The following is a 21,019-nucleotide window of genomic DNA, read 5'->3' on the forward strand; positions in this document are numbered from 1 at the left end:
CCGGTGAGCGACATCACACCGGCCGACGATCGGCGGGAGAACACCTTCGCCGCCGTCGATCTCGGGGCATCCAGCGGCCGGGTGCTGCGCGGCCGGATCACCACCGAGGAACTGACGGTGCACGAGGTGCACCGGTTCCCCAACCGCCCGCTGTCCCTGCCCGACGGCCTCTACTGGAACATCGGCGACCTCTACCAGCAGACGTGTACCGGCCTGGCCGCCGCCGGACCGGTACACAGCGCCGGAATCGACACCTGGGCAGTCGATTACGGTCTGCTCGACGCCGGCGGTACGCTGCTGGGCCTGCCCCGGCACTACCGGGACCCGCGCACCGAACAGCTGCCCCGCCTCCCGATCGGCGTGGAGGAGCTGTTCGCCCGCACCGGAATCGCCGATCAGCCCTTCAACACGGTGCACCAGCTCCGAGCCGAATCCCCGGAGCGTCTCGGTGCCGCACGACAGTTGCTGATGATCCCGGACCTGCTCGGCTACTGGCTCACCGGTGTGCCGGGCAGCGAACGCACCAATGCCTCGACCGCTGGCCTGTACGGTCTCGCCGGACGCGACTGGGACCGCGCCCTGATCGCCGAACTCGGCCTGCCCGCAACAATTTTCGGGGCGATCCACGATCCCGGCAGCATCGTGGGCACCGTCCGGCCGGAGGTGGGCGCCGACGTCGGCAGCCTCGTGCGGGTCGGCTCGCACGACACGGCGAGCGCGGTGGCCGCGGTCCCCGCGACCGGTGACTCGTTCGCCTACATCTCCTGCGGCACCTGGTCACTGGTCGGCATCGAGCGCCCTGAACCGCTGCTCACGGACGCCGCCCGCACCGCCGGTTTCACCAACGAGACCGGTGTCGCCGGATTCCGATATCTGCGCAACGTCATTGGCCTGTGGATCCTGCAGGAATGCCTGCGGGAATGGCCCGGGCTGGACGCCGCCGCGCTGGCCGCCGCCGCGGCGGAGCTGCCGCCGTTGCGCGCGGTCATCGATGTGGACGATCCGGCCTTCGCCGCACCCGGTACCCCCACGGATCCGATGCCGGCCCGGATCGCCGCGCGCTGTGACGGACCGGTACCCGGTACGCCCGCCGAATTCGCCCGCTGCGTCATCGACAGCCTCGCCCTCGGCCACGCGCGCGCGGTCGCCGACACAATACGCACCAGCGGCCACCCCGTGACCGTGGTGCACGTGGTCGGCGGTGGCGCCCGTAACGCGCTGCTGTGCCAGGCCACCGCCGACGCCTGCGGACTACCCGTCCTGGCAGGACCCGCTGAGGCGACCGCGCTCGGAAACCTGCTGAGCCAGGCCATCACCGCTGGAGTCCTGCCCGACTGGTCGGCCGCCCGCCGCTTGGTAGCCACGACCTACCGGCCACACCGATACGAACCCTCCGGCGATCCGGGTGGGGCCGAAGCAACATACCGATTCGGAGCACTTGACGATGGACGTGTCACCGGATGATATTCGCTCCGTATCGTCGGCTGTCCGTCAGGTGAACTGGCCGCCTGCGGGTCGGCTGTAGGCATCGGCATCGACGAAGAGTTCATGGGCAAGGTCCTGTTCCGGAGAATGGACATTCGGGGCGACGGCACTCATGTGCGAATGCCGACTCGTAGAGGCCAGATACGGATGAGCAAGCGTCCGGACGACGGCAAGCTTCAGCACCGTGCATCGCCCTGTTGGCCGATCCAGCGCCGAGAGCTGAATATCTCTCCACATCAGCACGCCAATTGACCGGTCGCGCGGGCGACGGGCAAGCAATGTCCAGCGGCAGCGCCGACATGGAACGCGGCAGGGATGTGAGGGGTGTGTAGGCGAGGGACCGGACCCAGCAGCGTGTTCGCTGCCACATGATGTGGCCCGCATGAGCCGCTGCGACCACGCTTCAGGCGTGACGCTTCAGGCGGATAGAGGGAAGGCGGCACAGCTCCAGACAGGAACACTTCCACAGCCGCTCTGAGTGAGTAGCCTGCCGTGACCGGTCGGCATCATGGCAGATTCCTCTCGACCAGTGTGCCGAAACAGGCGCAGAGCGTCGGATCTGTGCCGGTGGAAGCCATGTTTCGTCGGCAGGCAGTGTGCCAAGAGTGTGCCAAGACAGGTCGGATCGCTGGGACAAACCGGTACCCGCTGGACAGCGACCATGCTTTGACCTGGACCACCTGGATCAGCGGGACGATAGAGGCGGCACCCGGGCCCGTCGCCCCTGGACCCGGGTACCACCATCCTTTCTATCGTGTTTCCGGGCGGAAAGGTTTCTCGATCAGCGTTCCACGATCGCGACCACGCCCTGGCCGCCCGCCGCGCAGATCGAGATCAGGGCCCGTCCGGAGCCCTTCTCGGCCAGTTGCTTGGCGGCCTGGGCCACGATGCGACCGCCGGTGGCGGCGAACGGATGGCCCGCGGCTAGCGAGGAGCCGTTGACGTTGAGCTTGCTGCGGTCGATCGCGCCGAGGGCGCCGTCCAGGCCGAGCCGCTCCTTGCAGTACTGATCGGACTCCCACGCCTGCATGGTCGCCAGCACCACCGAGGCGAACGCCTCGTGGATCTCGTAGAAGTCGAAATCCTGCAGCGTGAGGCCGTTGCGGGCCAGCAGCCGCGGCACCGCGTACGTCGGCGCCATCAGCAGGCCGTCCGGCCCCCAGACGTAGTCGACCGCGGCGACCTCGCTGTCGACCAGATAGGCCAGCGGGGTCAGGTTGCGCGCGGCGGCCCATTCCTCGCTGCCGAGCAGCACCGCGGAGGCGCCGTCGGTGAGCGGGGTGGAGTTGCCCGCGGTCATGGTGGCGTCACCGGCCTTGACGCCGAACACCGGCTTCAGGGTGGCGAGCTTCTCCAGGGTGGAACCGGGGCGCAGATTGTCGTCCCGGGTGAGGCCCAGGAACGGGGTGACCAGGTCGTCGAAGAAGCCACGATCGTAGGCGGCGGCCATGTTGCGGTGCGACAGGTACGCCAGTTCGTCCTGCGCCTCGCGGCTGATGCCGAACTCCTTGGCCGTGATGGCCGCGTGCTCGCCCATCGACAGGCCGGTGCGCGGCTCGGCGTTGCGGGGGATCTCGATGCCGACCATGCTCGGCCGCAGCCGGCCGACCAGCTTCACGTAGTCGAGGTTGCGCCTGGCGCGATTCGCGTCGAGCATCCAGTCCCGCGCCGCCTCGCTGACGCCGATCGGCGCGTCCGAGGTGGTGTCGGTGCCGCCGCCGACGCCGGCCTCGATGCGGCCGAGCGCGATCGCGTCGCCGACCGTGACCACGGACTGCAATCCGGTGCCGCAGGCCAGTTGCAGGTCGTGGGCCGGGGTGTACGGCGACAACTCGCTGCCGAGCACGCTCTCCCGGATCAGGCCGTGCTCGCCGATCCGCTTGAGCACCGCGCCGCCGGTCACCATGCCCAGCCGTTCGCCCTGCAGGCCGAAGCGGGCCACCAGGCCGTTCAGGGCCGCGGTGAACATGTCCTGGTTGGAGGCGTGCGCGTACTTGCCGTCGGAGCGGGCGAACGGGATCCGGTTGCCGCCGAGGATCGCCACGGGCCGGGTCTGCCGGGTGTGCGAACCGGTGCCGGCGGCCGCCGTGCGGGCTTTGCTGGTGGAAGCCGTGCGGGCCTTGGTTGTCACTCGAGTCTCCACTGTCTCGTCGGAAGTGTCCGTGCTCGGGGCGGTCGTCGCGATCCGTGCCCCCACGCTGTCGGTTTACTTTAAACTTACTCCGGAGTAAGTTCATTGTCGACACCGGCCGTTTCGTCCGGCCGGCCACCGACATCGGCCCCGCGAAATCGAGGAAAAGGTAGGAACAGTGGCAGCGAGCAAGAGCAAGGGCGCCCCCAACCTCTACGGATCGTTCGTGCACTCGGCCCCCGGCGCGTTCCTGGCGAGCAAGCTGGGGCTGCCCAAGCCGGAGACCCTGCGCCGCTACCGGGCGGGCGAGCCGCCGCTGCCCGGCCCGGTGCTGCTCGGCGGTAAGGGCCGGGTCGCCGATGCGGTGCGAAACCTGTTGTCGGACTACACTTTCGTCGATTCGGTGACCCCGGGCGTCAAGTTCGGCGCGCTGGTGTTCGACGCCACCACGATCGGCTCGGTGGCCGAGCTGGAGCAGCTGTACACCTTCCATCAGCCGGCCATGCGCAGTCTCGCGCCCTCGGCCCGGGTGCTGGTCATCGGCACCACGCCGGAGCTGGCCGCGAGCGTCGAGGCGCAGATCGCGCAGCGCGCGCTGGAGGGCTTCACCCGCAGCGTCGGCAAGGAACTGCTGCGCGGCGCCACCGCCAACCTGGTCTACCTGCACCCCGAGGCCGCGGCGGCCGCGACGGGCCTGGCCTCCACGCTGCGCTTCGTGCTCTCGGCGAAGTCGGCGTTCGTCGATGGCCAGGTGTTCCGGGTCGGCCGCGAGGATTCCGCCGCGCCCGACATCGACTGGGAGCGGCCGCTTTCCGGCAAGGTGGCCGTGGTCACCGGCGCCGCGCGCGGCATCGGGGCCACCATCGCCGAGGTCTTCGCCCGCGACGGCGCGACCGTGATCGTGGCCGACATTCCCGCCGCCGGTGAGGCGCTGACGCAGACCGCCAACAAGGTCGGCGGCACCGCGCTCGCGCTCGACGTCACCGCGCCGGACGCCGCGGACCGCATCGCCGAATTCGCCACCGAGCGGTTCGGCGGCTTGGACATCATCGTGCACAACGCCGGCATCACCCGCGACAAGCTGCTCGCCAACATGGACGAGGGTCGCTGGAATTCCGTGCTGGAGGTGAATCTGGCCGCGCCGCACCGGATCACGGCGGGCCTGGTCGAGAAGGGCGCGCTGAAGTCCGGCGGCCGGGTCGTCGACGTCTCGTCGATCGCGGGCATCGCGGGCAACCGCGGCCAGACCAACTACGGCGCGTCCAAGGCCGGCGTCATCGGCATGGTGAACGCCGAGGCGCCGAAACTGGCCGAGCACGGCGTCACCATCAACGCCGTCGCGCCGGGTTTCATCGAGACCGCGATGACCGCCGCGATTCCGCTCGGCACCCGCGAGGCCGGCCGGTTGCTGTCCTCGCTGCTGCAGGGCGGGCAGACCGTCGACGTCGCCGAGACCATCGCCTACTTCGCCAGCCCGGCCTCGAACGCGGTGAGCGGCAACGTCGTTCGCGTCTGCGGCCAGGCCATGATCGGGGCATGATGAGTTCCGGCGACACCACGATCTCGCTGTCGGAACCGCCGAAGACCGGCAGCCTCTACCTGAAGGCGGCGCTCGGCGCGGTCCCGCTGCTGTCGTCGCGGAAGTCCGGGATCCCGGACCGCTCCGTCGAATTGTCCGGCGTGCGAGTCGATCCGGATCATCTGGCGGCCTACTGTCATGCCACCGGGTTGCGGTTCGGTGACTCGCTGCCGCTGACCTATCCGTTCGTGCTGACCTTCCCGCTGGTGATGTCGCTGGTGGTCGCGCGCGACTTCCCGTTCGCCGCGATCGGTGCCGTGCATTCGGAGAATGTCATCGAGCGCACCCGCGACATCTCGGTGAGCGAGCCGCTGGACATCCGCGCGCAGGTGGAGAATCTGCGGGAACATCCGCGCGGCCTGCTGGTCGACGCGGTGAGTGAGATCAGCGTCGGCCGCGAACGGGTGTGGCGGCAGGTGACCACCTTCCTGCACCAGCAGAAGACCTCGCTGTCGGGTGGTCCACGGCCGGAACCGAAGCCGGACGAGGTGCCCCCGCCGCCGCTGCGCACGCTGAAGGTGGATCAGGCGCTGATCCACCGCTACGCCGCGGCCTCCGGGGACCGCAACCCGATCCACATGTCGGGGCCGACCGCCCGGGCGTTCGGGTTCTCGCGTGCGATCGCGCACGGAATGTGGTCGGCGGCAGCCGTTCTCGGCGTGATCGAGGGCCGGGTCGCGGCCGCGAGCACCTATTCGGTGCGGTTCGGCAAGCCGATTCTGTTGCCCGCCACGGTGAACGCCTATGCCGAGCGCGCCGAGACCGGCTGGGATCTGTCGCTGAAGCACCCGAGGAAGGGTTATCCACATCTGACGGCTACGCTGCGCTGAGGCTTCGGCCCGCCGGGGGATCGCCCCGGCCGGCCGGAGTGAGCGGGCCGCACACCTTCCCGGCCGCCCGTCGGATCGCATGGGGGATCCGATGCGCCGCCGAAAAGGTGTGTGGCCCGCCCTATTCCGGCTTCTTGCGGCCGGCCAGACCGCGCCAGGCGAGATCGTCGAGCAGATCCACCGCGTCGGCGACGGCGACCTCACCACTGGCGATGCGGTCGGCGATGGCCTCGCCGGCGCCGATCACCGCCACCGACACGATGTCGAAATTGGTGCCCGGCTCCGCGTATTTCGCATTGGATTCCAGCAGTTTCGCGGTCAGTTCGATGACCCGTTCCCGGCTGTTGGCGATCTCGGAGGCGAACGGCTGCTGCCCCAGCGCCTGCCGATACAGCACCTGCCAGGACAGCCGATTCTGATCCACGTAGGACAGGAACGCCTCGAGTCCGGCCCGGAGTTGTTCGTGCGGGGTCAGCTTCGGATTGCCGGCGACCGCGACCGCCTCGATGAATCGGATGCTCTCCCGCTGGATGCAGGCCCGGAACAGCTCGTCCTTGGATCCGTAGTAGAGATACAGCATGGGCTTGGAGATCTTCGCCTCGGCGGCGATGGCGTCCATCGACGTGTCGTGATAGCCCTTGCGGGAGAACACCTCGACGGCGGCGTCCAGCATCTGCTGCTCACGAACCGCTCGGGGAAGCCGTTTCGTTCCGCCTGCCATTCACTCTCCTAGGACATGATCGAAACCCTTATCTTACTCCAGGGTAAGTTTTGTGTGCCGGGCTTTGCCGGACAGTCGCAGGCTTGTGATCATCCACCACAGTGGCGACTATCGGTCGATCGGGTCCTGGTGGCCGGATACGGCTCAGCAGTGCAGCGGAACGCCCTTGAACCGGGCCAGCCGCAGCACCGAGGCATCCACCTGCTCGGCGGGCAACTTGCCGGACCGGACCTCCTGCTCGAGGTGGTCCAGCACCTTCGACACCGCGTTCGTGCTGATCCACAGCGCGCTGTCGGCGCCGGCCTCCAGCGCCGTGGCCACGGCGTCCTCGATGTCCATCCGGTTGGTGATCGCGGCCATGCCGCTGAGGTCGTCGGTGAAGATCGGCCCCTCGAAGGGCGCCGCGCCGTAGCCCGTACCCTGTCGCAACAACGCCATCGCGCGGGGGCTGATACTCGCCGGGACGCCCGAATCGGTGAGGCCGGGCACGTCGAGGTGGCCGACCATGACACCGGCGCCGGAGCCGACCAGATTCCGGAACGGCACCAGATCGACCTGCTGCAACCGATCCAGCGGCGGCGTCTGCACCGCGCCCTTGTGCGAATCGCCGGAGCCGTGGCCGTGACCGGGGAAATGCTTCATCACCGCGCCGAGCCCGGCATCGTGCAGCGCCCGGATCATCGCGGCGGCGTAGGTGGTCACCACGTCCGGATCGGTGGAATAGGACCGGTCGCCGATGACGCTGTCGTCGGGCTGCTCGCTGACGTCGACGTCCGGTGCGAAATCGACGGTGATGCCCAGATCCCGCAGTGCCCGGGCCCGGGTCAGGGTGTCCTGGTAATAGTCGTCCGCGGACATGGTCTGCGCGGCCACCCGGGCCGAGGGCGCCTCCCCGATCAGATTGCCGACCCGCGAGACCCGGCCGCCCTCCTCGTCGATGGTCACCATCAGCGGCACCCGGGCCAGCGAGGTGACCTGGTCCATCTTCTTGTCGGCGACCATCGCCTGATCGGTCCACCCGCCGACGAAGATCCCGCCGACCTGCTCGGTGCGGACCACGGCCTGTGCGTCGGTCGTCCCGGTGACGCCGACGGTGAGCAGCTGTGCCAGCTTCTGCCGCTGCGTGAACTGGGCGAGATATCCTGCGGCGCAATCGGGTTGGGCCGTGGCCGGCGCGGCGTCGGCGGTGCCCGGCGCGGCCTGCGCACTGCTCGCGCTGCCGGTCGGCGTGGTCGCGGTACCGCTCTCGCCGTGCGAGCAGGCGCTCAGGCCCAGCGCGAGCACAGTGACCACGATCCCGGGAATTTTGCGCATAATTCCCGACCGTAGTCGGCCCGCGCGCGTCCGCCTACTGCGACACCCGTTCCGCACCGCGTGTCGGCCGGTAGCGGGTGCCGTGTCGGATATGCGCCACGGTTGCGCACACCTCAACGGGCGCACTGGATCAGGGCGTGTTCGCCGTTGCTGCGCCACGGCTGTCCGGTGGCGTCCAGCGCGGCGACCTGCCCGGCCGTCAGCCCGGTGATCACGTCCGATTTCAGGGTGCGCAGCGCCGCCACCGGCGTCGGGAAATACCCGGCCCGGTCGGCGAACGGCGTCGTCGGCGGCAGATACCGATCGCCGACCAGCCGCCGGTAGTTCAGATCGCCCTTGCACACGGTGAGCGCGGCACCGTCCAACGCGGCCCGGAGATCGTCCGGCATCTCGTCGAAACCAGCTGGGGCGCAGAAAAATTCGTGCGTCCGAGCCGACAGTGTGCCGGTGCTCAGCGCCTGCCACAGCCGATCCCCCAGTCGCCCCGCGGCGGTCCCCGCACCGGCCACCCGCAACCGCCGCAACGCCGCGAGCAGATCGGTCATGGTGGCGTCGGAAGTGAAGTACGGCTGCGGTTTCAGCCAGAGCGTCGCGGCCGCGACCCTCCCGGTGACCAGGAGATGGTCCAGCAGAGCGAGATCCGGCAGCAGCTCCCGGCCCGCGTTGTCGGCGATCAGATGCAGTCGCGCCGCCGGCGCCGCGTCCAGCGCCGCCCACAACTCCCGCCGATCGTCCACCAGCAACCCGCCCGAGCGCCCCCCGGACCCGGACACCAACTGAAACCCGAGATCGGCCTGATTACCCCAGAGCGCCGACATCGACAGGGCGTCCCGCTGCGCGGGTTCCGGCGCGGTGGCCAGCTCGTCCAGCGCGGCGAGTTCGCCCGCGACCTCGGCACTGCCGAGCTCCGCATCCTTGGTGGGCCCGAACGGGTCGACCCCCTGCCACACCCCGGCCCGGAAATACCCCACAGCCTCCAGCAACCGCCGATAGAAATAACTCTCCGCCCACAGGAACGGCAGCTCACCCCACTCCCGCCCCCACCACGGTTCACCCCACCGAGCCCATGATGTCGCATCGGCGGCCGTCGTCCGCAGCGGTGAGACGGTGCCGTGCAGCGTCTCGTCGAGCAGCTCACGCAATGCCGTCCGCTCCGCCTCGCCGTACGGATGCGCCCCGATGACCCGCTCGATCAGCTTGGGATGCCGATCGTGAAAAACACTGCGCGCGAAAGTATCCGGCGCCCCGGCGAGAATCACCGGTGCCGTGTCGTCACGCCGCTCGTCGGTCCCACTCCGGTGCTCACCCACCCGGCCGATCCTGCCGTATTACCTGCGTGGTGTTCGTTGCGGGCCGACGATCGGCCGACGAGGAACGAATTCGTCAGCGGCTTGTCGCGTCCGCGCGGCCCCGAACCGGTGCGGCACAAGCTGCGGCGGATCGCCGCGGTGGCACGTCGCACATCGCCGCGTACGCGAGCACGCGCTGCCTCGCCCGCTATGGCCCGCATCCCGCGCCGATCCGCAACCCCGCCCTGCCGGTCCCACAACACGCCCGCCCTGCCGGTCCCGCAACGCCGCGCCGTGCCGGTTGCACAACGCGCCCTGCAGGTCTTGCGCCCGCACGTGCCGTGCCGGTTCTGCACGCCGCGCCCTGCAGGTCTTGCGCCCGCACGCGCCCTGCCGGTCGTGCGGCGGACGGGTTCGGCAGGGCGCGGATGCGGCGGTTACTTGGAGGGCAGCTCGTTGTGGCCGCCGAAGGCCTTGCGCATGGCGGAGAGGACCTTGTCGGCGTACAGCGATTCGCCGCGGGAGGAGAAGCGCTGGTACAGGGCGGCGGACAGGACGGGGGCGGGGACGCCCTCGTCGACGGCGGCGTGGAGGGTCCAGCGGCCCTCGCCGGAGTCGGAGACGCGGCCGCTGAAGGATTCCAGCGAGGGATCGGCGTGCAGCGCCTCGGCGGTGAGGTCGAGCAGCCAGGACGCGACCACCGAGCCGCGGCGCCACACCTCCGTGACTTCCGGGACGTCGATGTCGTACCGGTAGTGCTCCGGATGCTCCATCGGAGTTTCCTCCGCGGAGTGCTCGTCGGTGAGGATCTTGCCGATGTTGGCCTTGTACAGGATGTTCATGCCCTCGGCGTAGGCCTGCATGGCGCCGTACTCGATGCCGTTGTGCACCATCTTGACGAAGTGGCCGGCGCCCGCGGGGCCGCAGTGCAGATAGCCCTGTTCGGCGGGGGAGGGGTCGCCGGTGCGGCCGGGGGTGCGCTCGGCGGCGTCGACGCCGGGGGCGATCGAGCGCAGCAGCGGTTCGAGGTGCCGGACGGTGTCGGCCTCGCCGCCGACCATCAGGCAGTAGCCGCGCTCCAGGCCCCACACGCCGCCGGAGGTGCCGATGTCCAGGTAGTGGATGCCCTTGGGCCGCAACTCCGCCGCGCGGCGGATGTCCTCGTGGTAGCGGCTGTTGCCACCGTCGATGATGATGTCGCCGGGCTCCAGCAGCTCCGCGACCTCGTCGATCACCGCACCGGTCGCGCCCGCGGGGATCATCACCCATACGATGCGTGGCTTCTCCAGCAGTCCGATGAACGCCGGATAGTCGGTCGCTCCCTGGAAGCTGTCGCCGAGCTCCCCCTTGAACTCCTCGATCTGGTCCTCGCGCCGGGCGTAGCCGACGGCGGTGTGCCCATCCTTCACGATGCGGCGCACGATGTTCGCGCCCATCCGGCCGAGCCCGATCATTCCCAGCTGCATAAACTTCTCATCTCCTCGAGTCGTCCGAGCTCCGGTCCGAGCTCACCGTGGCGGTCCGGCCCGCCGCCTGCCGCAACCCGCCTCGATTCTTCCTGGTCAGGTTCCTCGATTGCGCGCCGGTGTCCGATTGACCGGATGCAGCCGTCATAACCGTTTCGCGCACCGACATCTCACGCTCGGCACGGCGCCGTGTAACGGCTCGTCGTGGAGGCCCGATATTCAGATCGGTTCCGTGCGGTTGCCAGACCCCCGACCCGGCAACCGCACGGGCCTCGAGAACTCCGGCCTACAGCGGCGTTCGCATCAGCACCACGTTGTACTGATTGTGGATCGTGAGCAGGAAATACAGGTCGCGGCCCGTCTGATACGGGTAGATCATCGGCGCGTACTGGGTGGGCAGATCACGGGAGTCGATCAGCTGCCTCGGCTCGCTCCACGGACCCTCGGGGTTGGGCGCGGTGCGCAGCACGACCGAGTTCGATCCGTCGGTGGTCATCATGACGTACTGGTGCAGATAGTCGTTCCACTGCACGGACAATTCGGCCACGTCGCCGACGACGGGCGCGGCGACCTTGGCGTCGCCCGGCTTCCAGTCCTTGCCGTCCCAGTACTCGTAGGCGTCGATGTTCGCGACGTCGGCCTCCTTGGCCCGGGAGACGAACCCCGGATTACCGCGTCCGGCGGGGGTGCCGTAGCGGTAGACGTAGCCGCCGGCCTTCAGGAAGGCGTTCTGCTGGAATTTTTCGAAGCCGTCCTCGTTGGCGCGGCGGGTGGTGGGCAGTTGCGCCCAGGTCTGCCCGTCGTCGCCGGAGACCGCGAGGGTGGCGAAGTTGGTGGTCCAGTGCCCGTCGGCCTGCCATTCGTGCACCGACATCAGGCTCAGGTACTGCACGCCGTTCACCGAAACCCCGGCGGTCGGGATGAAGCTGACCTCGATGCCCGGGATCTTCGGGCTGGGCAGCGGATTGTCGACGAAGCTGGAGTAGTGGATGCCCGCGCCCGGATCGCCGGGCGCGCTGCGGAAGATCACGTTCGACCGCCAGGCCCACAGGCTGCCGGCGAGCAGGTTCGGCACGCCGAGTCCGGCCGTGTCGCCGTAGACGGTGAGCATCTGCCCGCGGCCGTCGTCCCACATGATGCCGAGGTCGGTGCCGATCACGTTGGACTGATCGGTGCGGTTCGGGCTGTTCATGCCGGTGGCCTGGTAGATCGCCTGGGTCGCGCCGCGCAGTTGCGGCAGGCCCATGGTGCCGTTGAGCACCGGGATGGGGTTGATGTCGTTGGGGTTGGCGTGTGCCGCGCCGAGGCCGGCCGCGAGGAATACGACCGCCGCGCTGACCCCCGCAAGTGCGGACAGTCGTCTGGTCATCAGTCAGCGCTCCTTCGTGTCGGCCGCCGGTTATTCTGCCTCTTCCGGGCTCGCGATGTGAGCCTTGCACAGGCGAATTTTTGCGCCCAGGTTACCCCAGTCACGGTTGCGAACCGATTGCCGGAGAACGACAGCGGCCCCGCCGCCGGAATCGGATTCCGTGGGCGGGGCCGGTGTCTGCCGAGGTCAGAACGCGGCTTCGTCGAGCTCCATGATGTCGTTGTCGAGGTTGGCCAGCACGCTGCGGATGGCGGTCAGCTCGGGCAGCTGATTGCGTGCGAAGAACTGTGCGACAGCGATTTTGCCGGTGTAGAAGTTCACATCCGCACCCGTTGCCCCGTTGTCGAGGGCCTTGATCGCGATCTCGGCCTGCTGCAACAACTGCCAGCCGATCAGCAGATCGCCGACCGAGAGCAGGAACCGCACCGAACCGAGGCCGACCTTGTACAGCTCGCTCGGCTCCTCGCCGGCGGCCAGCAGGTGGCCGGTCAGCGTGGCGGCCATCGCCTGCACATCCTCGAGCGCGGTGGCGAGCAGCTTGCGCTCGGCCTTCAGCCGGCCGTTGCCGCCCTCGCGGTCGATGAACTTCTGCACCTGACCGGCCACGTGGCCCAGGGCCACGCCGCGGTCGCGGGCGATCTTGCGGAAGAAGAAGTCCTGCGCCTGGATCGCGGTGGTGCCCTCGTACAGCGAGTCGATCTTCGAATCGCGGATGTACTGCTCGATCGGGTAGTCCTGCAGGAAGCCGGAACCGCCCAGGGTCTGCAGCGATTCGGTCAGGTACTGGTAGGCCCGCTCCGAGCCGACGCCCTTCACGATCGGGAGCAGCAGATCGTTGACCCGCGCGGCCAGTTCGGCGTCCGCGCCGGACACATGCTCGGCGACGACCACATCCTGATGTGCGGCGGTGTACAGGTACACCGCGCGCAGGCCCTCCGCGTACGCCTTCTGCATCGCCAGGCTGCGGCGCACGTCGGGGTGATGGGTGACGGTGACGCGCGGGGCGGTCTTGTCCGACATCTTGGTCAGGTCGGCGCCCTGCACCCGCTGCTTGGCGTAGTCCAGCGCGGTCAGGTAGCCGGTGGACAGCGTGCCGATGGCCTTGGTGCCCACCATCATCCGCGCATGCTCGATGACCTGGAACATCTGCGCGATGCCGTTGTGCACATCGCCGACCAGCCAGCCCTTGGCCGGGACGCCGTGCCCGCCGAAGGTGACCTCGCAGGTCGCGGAGACCTTCAGGCCCATCTTGTGCTCGACATTGGTGACGAAGACGCCGTTGCGCTCGCCCGTCTCGCCGGTCTCCGGATCGAAGTGGAACTTCGGCACGAAGAACAGCGACAGGCCCTTGGTGCCCGGACCGGCGCCCTCGGGGCGGGCCAGCACCAGATGCATGATGTTCGGGAACAGATCGGAGTCGGCGGAGGTGATGAACCGCTTGACGCCCTCGATGTGCCAGGAGCCGTCCTCCTGCTGGACGGCCTTGGTGCGGCCGGCGCCCACATCGGAGCCGGCGTCCGGCTCGGTGAGCACCATGGTGGCGCCCCAGCCCTGCTCGACCGCGAGCTTGGCCCACTGCTTCTGCTCGTCGGTGCCGTTGTCGTAGAAGATGTTCGCGAAGCCCGCGCCCGCGGCGTACATGAACGCGGCCGGCTGCGCGCCGAGGATCAGCTCCGCGATCGCCCAGTAGGCGCTGCGCGGGAACGGGATACCGCCGAGTTCCTCGTCGATGCCGAGCTTGTCCCAGCCGCCCTCGGACAGGGTGCGGTAGCTCTTCTTGAACGACTCCGGCAGCGTCACGCTGTGCGTCTCGGGGTCGAAGACCGGGGGGTTGCGATCGGCGTCGGCGAACGATTCACCGAGCGGGCCCTCGGCCAGCCGGCGTACCTCCGTCAGCATGTCCTTGACGGTCTCCGCGTCGAGATCGCCGAACGCGCCGGACTCGAGGATCGATCCCAGGCCGAGCACCTCGAAGAGGTTGAACTCCAGGTCCCGGACGTTGCTCTTGTAGTGACCCATTTTTGTTCTCTCCGTTGAGTTAGGTGCGGTCGGTTCTTCTGCCGTTCCCGCCCGTTGTCCACCGAATCCCTCGCTCGGCGATCTTCCTCTGTCGGTTGATCAGCGAGGTTGCTACCAGCGGGTAACTTACACCGTATATTACTCGCGGGTAACGCATCGATCCAGGTGTCTACCTGCGGATGTGATCCGGAAAACACTGTGATGTAGAACACGTTTTGCGGGTCGGTGACCCGTTGCCGCGGGCTCGCCGGGTGAATCGGCGGCTCGATCCGGGGGTGCCGCGGTTACCGTATGGCGGTGCGTTTCGAGACCAGTGCCGGGCCCGCCGAGATCGAGCTGGACGAGGTCGATCGGCCGCGGCTGTTGCTGTTGCTGACCCACGGCTCCGGGGGTGGGGTCGATGCGAAAGACCTTCTGGTGGTGCGGGATCGAGCAGTGGCGGTAGGTGCGGTGGTGGGGCGGGTGGCGCAGCCGTATCGGGTAGCCGGGCGGCGGGCGCCGGGTGCGGTGTCGAGGCAGGACGCGGCGTGGCTGGAGGTTGCCGCACAACTGCGGGAGCGATTTCCTGGTGTGCCGTTGGTTCAGGGCGGTCGGAGCAACGGGGCTCGGGTGGCCTGCCGGACGGCGGTCGCGGTGGGGGCAGTCGGGGTGCTCGCGCTGTCCTTCCCGTTGCATCCGCCCGGTAAGCCGGAGAAGTCTCGGCGGGACGAACTGGTGGCCGCCTCGGCTGCGGTCGATGTCGTGGTGATCAATGGGGAGCGTGACCCGTTCGGTATTCCGGAGGCCGGTGACGCTGCCGAGGTGAAAATCATTCCAGGTCAGCCACACTCCTTTCGCGCGGGCTTCGAACTGATCGGTGCCACGGTGGATCCGTGGTTGAGCCGTTGGGCTGCGTGACGGGCTGTATTTTTGGCCTCCGCTTCGCTCCGGCGGGTTCGCGGCCCCCAAGTCTCGATCCTTCCCTCCTCCGGCTCCTCCGCTTCGCTCCCCCGCCTCCGTCAGTCCAGGATCGAGACGGGCCGCGAACAGGAGTGTTGGGCCTGCGAATTGGTGACGGATGTGTTTTTGGCCTCCGCTTCGCTGCGGCGGGTTCGCGGCCCCTGAGTCTCGGTCCTTCCCTCCTCCGGTCAGTCGCTGCGCTCCCTCCCTCCGTCAGTCCAGGACCGAGCCGGGCCGCGAACAGGACTGTTGGGCCTGCGAATTGGTGACCGATGCGCAGGTGCACCCCGGTTCCCGGTGACCCGGTCACCGTTCCGCAGCCGCACGTACCCCTGTTGCCGGGGCCCGGTCACGATTCAGCAGCCGCAGGTACCCCCTTGCCGGGGTCCGGTCGCCCTCTCGCAGCCACACGTACCTCTGTCCCCGTGACCCGGTCAGCATTCCGCAGCCGTATGTACCCCGGTTCCCCGGGACTCGGTCACCATTTCCGCAGCCGTGTGTACTCCACTCCCCAGGACCCGGTCACCATTCCGCAGCCGTAACCCCGTTCCCCTGAATGCGGTCACCGATACGCAGGGGTAGCCCTCCTGTTCGCGGCCCGGTCCGATCCTGGACTGACGGAGGCGGGGGAGCGAAGCGGAGGAGCCGGAGGAGGGAAGGATCGGGCCCGCAGGGCCGCGAACCCGCCGGAGCGAAGCGGAGGCCAAAAAACACAGCCCGTCACCCCCAAGCAGGCCCAACACCGCATCGTGCCTCGCGCGCTACTGGAGCTGCGGGTCAGAGCGCGATTGTGCCGTGCTCGCCGGGTGCGATGCGGGTCATCAGCACCAGAGTGCCCTCACCCTCGTTCTGCCCGTGGGATATCCGTTCGGCCACCTGCACCCGGAGCCGACCGGCGACCGGGGCCAGGTCACGCAGGATGTCCTCGGGTGTGAACAGGATGCCCGGATCGTGGCCGGCCGCATCGTCGTGAGCCAGGACCAGCAGAATGCCGTCCGGGTTCAGCAGTTCGGTCGCGTAAAGCAGGACCGTGCGGCGCTGGGATGGCGACAGGGCCAGATCGGTCAGCAAAATCAAGTCGAAACGCCGGTCGGACAGCGCGCCGGGCTCGGTGACATCCGCGCAGTGCCAGTCGATCCGGCCGCGGGCCGCGCGGGACAGCCGGGCCGCCAGAGTGCGGCCCTTGTCGATTCCGGCCTGGGAGAAATCGACGGCGGTGACCAACCAGCCGTGCGTGGCCAGCCACAAAGTGTTCCGGCCCTCGCCGCAGCCGAGGTCCAGCGCCCGGGGTGGTTCGCCGGTGTGGGCCTGCGACAGCGATCGGTGCAGTGTGGTCGCGTGCTCGGTCACGACCGCGTCGGGCGGTGTGTCCCGGACCAACTCACTGCGCGTGTACCGCGCGTCCCAGCCGGCGGCGTCCATGATCACGAGTCTAGGGAGGCCGGAAACGCGCCGGGACCCCGGCTCGACAAGTGAGCCGGGGTCCCGGGGTCGCGATCTTCAGAGCGAGGTGCGCATCAGCACCACGTTGTACTGGTTGTGCACGGTCGTGAGGAAGTACAGGTCACGGCCGGTCTGGTACGGGAAGATCGACGGAGCGTAGGCGGTCGGCAATTCCCGGGTATCGATCAGAACCTCCGGATCGCTCCACGGGCCCTCCGGTGACGACGCCTTGCGCATCACCACCGAATTGAACGGGTCGGTGGTCAGCATGACGTACTGGCCGAGATAGTCGTTCCACATCACCGACAGTTCACCGACGTTCTCGGCGATCGGGGCGGCCGCGTCCACGTCGCCCTTCTTCCATTTACCGCCGTCCCAGTACTCGTATTCACCGAGATTGGCGATGTCCTCCTCGCGTACCCGGGAGATGTACGCCGGATTGTTACGGCCGGAACGGGTTCCGTACTCGTACACCCAGCCGCCGCTCTTGGTGAAGGCGTTCATCTGGAAGTTCGCGTTACCACCCTCGTTGGGGCGGTGGGTGAAACCGAGATCGGCCCAGGACTCCCCGTCGTCGCCGGAGGCGGCGAGGCCGGAGTAGTTGGTGGTCCACTGGCCGACGTCGTCCCAGGTCTTCACCGACATGAGACTCATGTACTGGACCCCGTTCACGGAAATGCCCGCCGTCGGGATGCGGCTGATCTCGATCAGCGGGATTTTCGGACTGGCGACCAGATCGCGGGCCTGGCCGAAGATGTCGTGGACGACGCTGTCGAAAAATATGCCGTTGTCCGGGTCCTGGTTGTGGCTGCGCACCAGAATGTTGCTGCGCCAGGACCAGAGGCTACCGGCCAGCAGATTGGGAAATCCGACGCCGGCGGTGTCGCCGAATGCGGTGAGCATTTCACCGTTTCCGTTGTCCCACATGATGCCGAGATCGGTGCCCAGCACATTGTAGTTCTGGGTGCTGTTGGGGCTCGCCATACCGGTCACCTGGAATACCGCCCGGGTGCGGCCCAGCAGATGCGGAAGGCCCGCGGTGCCGTTGAGCACCGGAATCGGGTTGATCGCGTTCGGGTTTGCGGCGGCAGGCGTGGTCGCGGTCAAGAGCAAGGCCGAGGCACCCGCCATCACGGACAGCAAGATGTTAGCGGTCTTGGTCAAAGTCGATGGGCCTTCCCGTTCGGTCGAGACGACACGGCCCTCCCCGAACGCACACAGTGCGGCCGTGCACAATCATTCGACTGGCTGGCAAATTGCAAGAAATGCTAACAGCGAACGGCGACAATTCGCGTCATTGTTTCGGGGACTCGGGGTGTTGCATGCGGAGCGAACGGACTCCGGCGGCGTGACGCCACCGAATCGGGAGAGCCTGCCGCGACCCGGTCGGCCGGTTTCTCCGTTGCCGATCCGGGATCGCGACCATACGGTGATGTGCGGTGTCCCGGGGCCGGCGGTCATCGTCGACAGCAGTGCACGATCGGCGCCGAACGGCGCGACAGTGTCGCTGCACCCGTCACTTCGGGAATCAGGCCGTGCTTGACCTCCATCACGGAAAAGTCCGAACCCGGTGGAGCGTAACGGATGTGCGTGACGGTTGCCAGAGGTTCATTCGGCGGGTGCGGCGGTCCGCTGCCGCAGCAGCAGGTCCGCGCAGCGCCGCGGGTCGTCGTAGAACGGCGTATGCCCGCTGCCCGGCAGGGTGACGTGCCGGGCGTGCGGCAGCCAGTCCCGGGCGCGGCGGCTCTGACTGGCGTACGTGAGCAGCAGGTCGCGGTCGCCCCAGGCGATCGTGACCGGAATGTGTTCCAGGCGGCCGCCGTCGCGCAGCCGGGCGGCGGGGAACGAGGCCAGCGCGGGGTCGAAACCGGGCGAGTCCAGTCCCCCTCGGGCGGTGGCGAGGGCGACGCCGGCGCCGACCGCCCACGGTTTCCCGAAGATCAGTCCGAGGAACGCGGTGCGCCCGGCGGCGGAGCCGAGGATCGCGGGCAGAAGTGGCCGCAGCCGCAGCCCCAGCGTCTTGGACATCCCCAACGAGCGCCGGCACCACCACACTCCGGGACTGGACCAGAATCCGATGGGCGAGTAGGCGGTGACCGAGCGGGCCCGGATGCGCGCGGCCAGATTCAGCGCGATTAGTCCGCCCATCGAATTACCCGCCAGATGCGGCCGATCCAGGCCCTGTTCGGTGAGGAAGGCCGCGAGCGCGTCGGTCAGATCGTCGACGGTGGTGTGCGGCAACGGATCCGAGCCGCCGAAGCCCGGGAGGTCCACGGCGATGACGTCGAACGATTCCGCCAGCACCGGCAACAGGGGCTCCCATACCTGCCACCGGCTGCCCACCCCGTGCACCAGCACCAGGGGTTCACCGCGGCCGACTCGATGGTGATGCACCCACCGTCTCCCCTCGCGAGCACTGCCGACCCGGTCACCGTAGCAGTAATTGACCATCCGCCAACAGCCGTTGGTGGCGGTACCATGGCTGATATGGCGACTCGGAAGGTGACGCTGTCCCTGGACGAGGCGGCCTGGTCGTACGCCGAGCAGGCCGCGGCTCGGGTAGGGATGTCGCCCTCGGCATGGATAGCCCGCGCGGCGCGCCGGGAGGCGGTGCGCTGTTGCGCCCCCGAGCCCGGTCCGGGCACACTCGACACCGCGGCCGGCACGGCCGCCACCGACGAAGCGGAATTCACTGCCGCAGAAGAGGATTTGCGTGCACAGGGGTGAACTGTGGACCTACAACCCACATGGTTCGACTCGCCGGCGCAACATCGTGCTCATCTCCAGTGACGGCATCAACGAATCCCCCCGCCCCTGGCTGATCGCCGCCGAGGTGCTGGACGAGGATCCCCAGGACATCCTGGCCGTCACCCTGCCCGGTCACGGCTGGATGCACGCCGGCAATCTCGGTCGCATCTATCGCGGCTGGCTGGCCGAGCGCCTGGGCGCCCTCGATCCCGATGTCGTCGAGCGGATCGATACCGCGCTGCGTGCCGCGATGGACCTGTGAATCTCCGGTCCGGCTGTTCTCCCGCGCCCGAATGGTGCAGGATCACCACGGCGGTTTCTCCGCCCGATTGCCCGATTCGTCATCGTCGGAAACGAGGAAACTGTTGAGGATTTCGCTGATCGCCGCCACATTCGTCGCGCTCCCGCTGCTGGCGGCCTGCGGCGGCGGTAACTCCGGGTCTTCGGACCAGAAGGCCGCCGCCCAGCCCACCATCACCCAGGCGGATCTGTCCAAGGCCCTGGTCGACAGCGGCCTGAAGGATCAGAAGCTGGCCGACTGCGCCGCGAAAGCCTATGTGGACCAGGGAATCTCGCAGGACGGCCTGCGCGCGATGACCAAGCCCGGCACCAATGCCCAAGCCTCCGACCCGGATTCGATGGGCCTGAGCAAGGACGACGCCGACAAGGCCCGTGCGGCAACGCAGAAGATCGTCACCGACTGCATCAGCAAGTAGCGCGACCGGGACAGCCGTCGCACGCCGGATCCCGGCGGACCGGACCGGGCGTGAAACGGCTCTCGCCGGCCGAATTCGATTCGGCCGGCGAGAGACGAGAATGAGGCCCGGATCCGGACGGCAAATTCGCGGAAGTGGAAGGCGGCGTGGCTGATTCGCGGCGAATGTATTTCGGATCGAAGAGCCGGTGACGGGAATCGAACCCGCACTCTCAGCTTGGGAAGCTGATGTTCTACCACTAAACTACACCGGCGGCTGGGTACCGGATCGGTACGAGACGCGTCGGCGACTCTACCAGACCGCGGGCGGGCCGAGGCAAGTCCGCCGGTAGGGCCCGAGGGCCACCCGGGGCAACCTGCGAATTCCCGGGCACTACGCTCGTCGGCGTGCTGCTTTCGGATCGTGACATTCGTGCCGAGCTGGCCAGTGGACGGCTCGGAGTGGAGCCGTTCGATGCGTTGCTGGTCCAGCCGTCGAGTATCGATGTGCGTTTGGACGGGCTGTTCCGGGTGTTCAACAACACTCGGTACACCCATATCGATCCGGCGCAGCGACAGGACGAGCTGACCACTCTGGTGCAGCCCGCGGCGGAAGAGCCGTTCGTCCTGCATCCGGGCGAGTTCGTGCTCGGGTCGACCCTCGAGGTGTGTTCGCTGCCGGACGATCTCGCCGGGCGGCTGGAGGGGAAATCGAGCCTCGGGCGGCTGGGATTGCTCACCCATTCGACGGCCGGATTCATCGATCCCGGATTCAGCGGTCACATCACGCTGGAACTGTCCAATGTGGCGAATCTGCCGATCACGTTGTGGCCGGGAATGAAGATCGGGCAGTTGTGCCTGTTCCGGTTGACCAGCCCGGCCGAGAATCCGTACGGCAGTGCGGCGGCGGGGTCGAAGTATCAGGGGCAGCGGGGGCCGACGCCGTCGCGGGCCTATCTGAATTTTCCGGTTTCCCGGCCCTGAGCCGGGCT

At 68.3% G+C, this 21,019-nt stretch carries 18 protein-coding genes and 1 tRNA gene; 8 read left to right on the forward strand and 11 right to left on the reverse strand.

The genetic code is table 11. The features are described 5' to 3' along the window. The first annotated feature begins 3 nt into the window (after window positions 1–3). Window positions 4–1,464, forward strand: coding sequence for a rhamnulokinase (locus NRB56_RS32745; protein ID WP_319943869.1), 1,461 nt, complete (start codon window positions 4–6; stop codon window positions 1,462–1,464). An 802-nt stretch (window positions 1,465–2,266) separates the two neighbouring features. Here NRB56_RS32745 and NRB56_RS32750 read toward each other — a convergent pair. Continuing rightward, window positions 2,267–3,616, reverse strand: a complete 1,350-nt coding sequence (locus NRB56_RS32750) for an acetyl-CoA C-acetyltransferase (protein WP_319943870.1) — start codon at window positions 3,614–3,616, stop codon at window positions 2,267–2,269. A 178-nt stretch (window positions 3,617–3,794) separates the two neighbouring features. On the opposite strand from NRB56_RS32750, the gene NRB56_RS32755 reads away from it, so the two are divergent. Together NRB56_RS32755 and NRB56_RS32760 are read left to right on the forward strand one after the other, a co-directional pair. Beyond that, window positions 3,795–5,156 carry a 3-oxoacyl-ACP reductase gene (locus NRB56_RS32755; protein ID WP_319943871.1) on the forward strand — a complete coding sequence of 454 codons (1,362 nt, stop codon included), beginning with the start codon at window positions 3,795–3,797 and terminating at the stop codon, window positions 5,154–5,156. After that, window positions 5,156–6,025, forward strand: coding sequence for a MaoC family dehydratase (locus tag NRB56_RS32760; RefSeq protein WP_406603563.1), 870 nt, complete (start codon window positions 5,156–5,158; stop codon window positions 6,023–6,025). The genes NRB56_RS32755 and NRB56_RS32760 overlap by 1 nt, the downstream gene beginning before the upstream one ends. A 121-nt stretch (window positions 6,026–6,146) precedes the next feature. On the opposite strand, the gene NRB56_RS32765 is transcribed toward NRB56_RS32760, so the two are convergent. The 6 genes from NRB56_RS32765 to NRB56_RS32790 all read right to left on the reverse strand — a co-directional run bounded on the left by NRB56_RS32765 (window position 6,147) and on the right by NRB56_RS32790 (window position 14,203). Further along, complete coding sequence (locus NRB56_RS32765) at window positions 6,147–6,746, reverse strand: TetR/AcrR family transcriptional regulator (protein ID WP_153348247.1); 600 nt, start codon at window positions 6,744–6,746, stop codon at window positions 6,147–6,149. A 144-nt stretch (window positions 6,747–6,890) separates the two neighbouring features. Beyond that, a complete protein-coding gene (locus NRB56_RS32770) occupies window positions 6,891–8,060 on the reverse strand; it encodes a glycoside hydrolase family 3 N-terminal domain-containing protein (RefSeq protein WP_153348248.1) in 1,170 nt (389 codons plus the stop codon). A gap of 113 nt (window positions 8,061–8,173) precedes the next feature. After that, on the reverse strand, window positions 8,174–9,370 hold the full coding sequence (locus NRB56_RS32775) for a damage-control phosphatase ARMT1 family protein (protein WP_319943872.1): 1,197 nt from the start codon (window positions 9,368–9,370) through the stop codon (window positions 8,174–8,176). A gap of 416 nt (window positions 9,371–9,786) precedes the next feature. Next, window positions 9,787–10,815: a phosphogluconate dehydrogenase (NAD(+)-dependent, decarboxylating) gene (gene gnd, locus NRB56_RS32780; protein WP_153348249.1), complete on the reverse strand. Its 1,029-nt coding sequence runs from the start codon at window positions 10,813–10,815 to the stop codon at window positions 9,787–9,789. A 286-nt stretch (window positions 10,816–11,101) separates the two neighbouring features. Beyond that, on the reverse strand, window positions 11,102–12,184 hold the full coding sequence (locus NRB56_RS32785; RefSeq protein WP_153348250.1) for a DUF4185 domain-containing protein: 1,083 nt from the start codon (window positions 12,182–12,184) through the stop codon (window positions 11,102–11,104). Between the two features lie 186 nt (window positions 12,185–12,370). Continuing rightward, the gene (locus NRB56_RS32790; RefSeq protein WP_153348251.1) at window positions 12,371–14,203 is read right to left on the reverse strand and encodes an acyl-CoA dehydrogenase; all 1,833 of its coding nucleotides are present in this window, start codon (window positions 14,201–14,203) and stop codon (window positions 12,371–12,373) included. Window positions 14,204–14,494: 291 nt separating this feature from the next. On the opposite strand from NRB56_RS32790, the gene NRB56_RS32795 reads away from it, so the two are divergent. Beyond that, on the forward strand, window positions 14,495–15,100 hold the full coding sequence (locus tag NRB56_RS32795) for an alpha/beta family hydrolase (RefSeq protein ID WP_153348252.1): 606 nt from the start codon (window positions 14,495–14,497) through the stop codon (window positions 15,098–15,100). A gap of 819 nt (window positions 15,101–15,919) precedes the next feature. Here the strand turns inward: NRB56_RS32795 and NRB56_RS32800 are convergent. The 3 genes from NRB56_RS32800 to NRB56_RS32810 all read right to left on the reverse strand — a co-directional run bounded on the left by NRB56_RS32800 (window position 15,920) and on the right by NRB56_RS32810 (window position 18,979). After that, window positions 15,920–16,564 (reverse strand): class I SAM-dependent methyltransferase, encoded by a 645-nt coding sequence (locus tag NRB56_RS32800; RefSeq protein WP_153348253.1) that lies wholly within the window; start codon window positions 16,562–16,564, stop codon window positions 15,920–15,922. A gap of 78 nt (window positions 16,565–16,642) precedes the next feature. Next, window positions 16,643–17,716, reverse strand: coding sequence for a DUF4185 domain-containing protein (locus NRB56_RS32805; protein WP_406603564.1), 1,074 nt, complete (start codon window positions 17,714–17,716; stop codon window positions 16,643–16,645). Between the two features lie 477 nt (window positions 17,717–18,193). Continuing rightward, window positions 18,194–18,979 (reverse strand): alpha/beta fold hydrolase, encoded by a 786-nt coding sequence (locus tag NRB56_RS32810; protein ID WP_319943874.1) that lies wholly within the window; start codon window positions 18,977–18,979, stop codon window positions 18,194–18,196. Window positions 18,980–19,072: 93 nt separating this feature from the next. On the opposite strand from NRB56_RS32810, the gene NRB56_RS32815 reads away from it, so the two are divergent. From NRB56_RS32815 to NRB56_RS32825, 3 genes are all read left to right on the forward strand, one after another. After that, window positions 19,073–19,312 (forward strand): hypothetical protein, encoded by a 240-nt coding sequence (locus NRB56_RS32815; RefSeq protein WP_153348256.1) that lies wholly within the window; start codon window positions 19,073–19,075, stop codon window positions 19,310–19,312. Further along, window positions 19,299–19,595, forward strand: a complete 297-nt coding sequence (locus NRB56_RS32820) for a hypothetical protein (RefSeq protein WP_319943875.1) — start codon at window positions 19,299–19,301, stop codon at window positions 19,593–19,595. Before NRB56_RS32815 ends, NRB56_RS32820 begins: the two co-directional genes overlap by 14 nt. 103 nt (window positions 19,596–19,698) lie before the next feature. Beyond that, window positions 19,699–20,049 (forward strand): hypothetical protein, encoded by a 351-nt coding sequence (locus NRB56_RS32825; protein ID WP_153348257.1) that lies wholly within the window; start codon window positions 19,699–19,701, stop codon window positions 20,047–20,049. A gap of 182 nt (window positions 20,050–20,231) precedes the next feature. On the opposite strand, the gene NRB56_RS32830 is transcribed toward NRB56_RS32825, so the two are convergent. Then, window positions 20,232–20,302 (reverse strand) — tRNA-Gly (locus NRB56_RS32830). A gap of 133 nt (window positions 20,303–20,435) precedes the next feature. Between NRB56_RS32830 and dcd the strand changes: the two genes are divergently transcribed. Then, window positions 20,436–21,011 (forward strand): dCTP deaminase, encoded by a 576-nt coding sequence (dcd, locus tag NRB56_RS32835; RefSeq protein WP_319943876.1) that lies wholly within the window; start codon window positions 20,436–20,438, stop codon window positions 21,009–21,011. Window positions 21,012–21,019 lie beyond the last annotated feature (8 nt).

It is taken from the genome of Nocardia aurantia (assembly GCF_009604425.1).
GTDB lineage: Bacteria > Actinomycetota > Actinomycetes > Mycobacteriales > Mycobacteriaceae > Nocardia > Nocardia aurantia.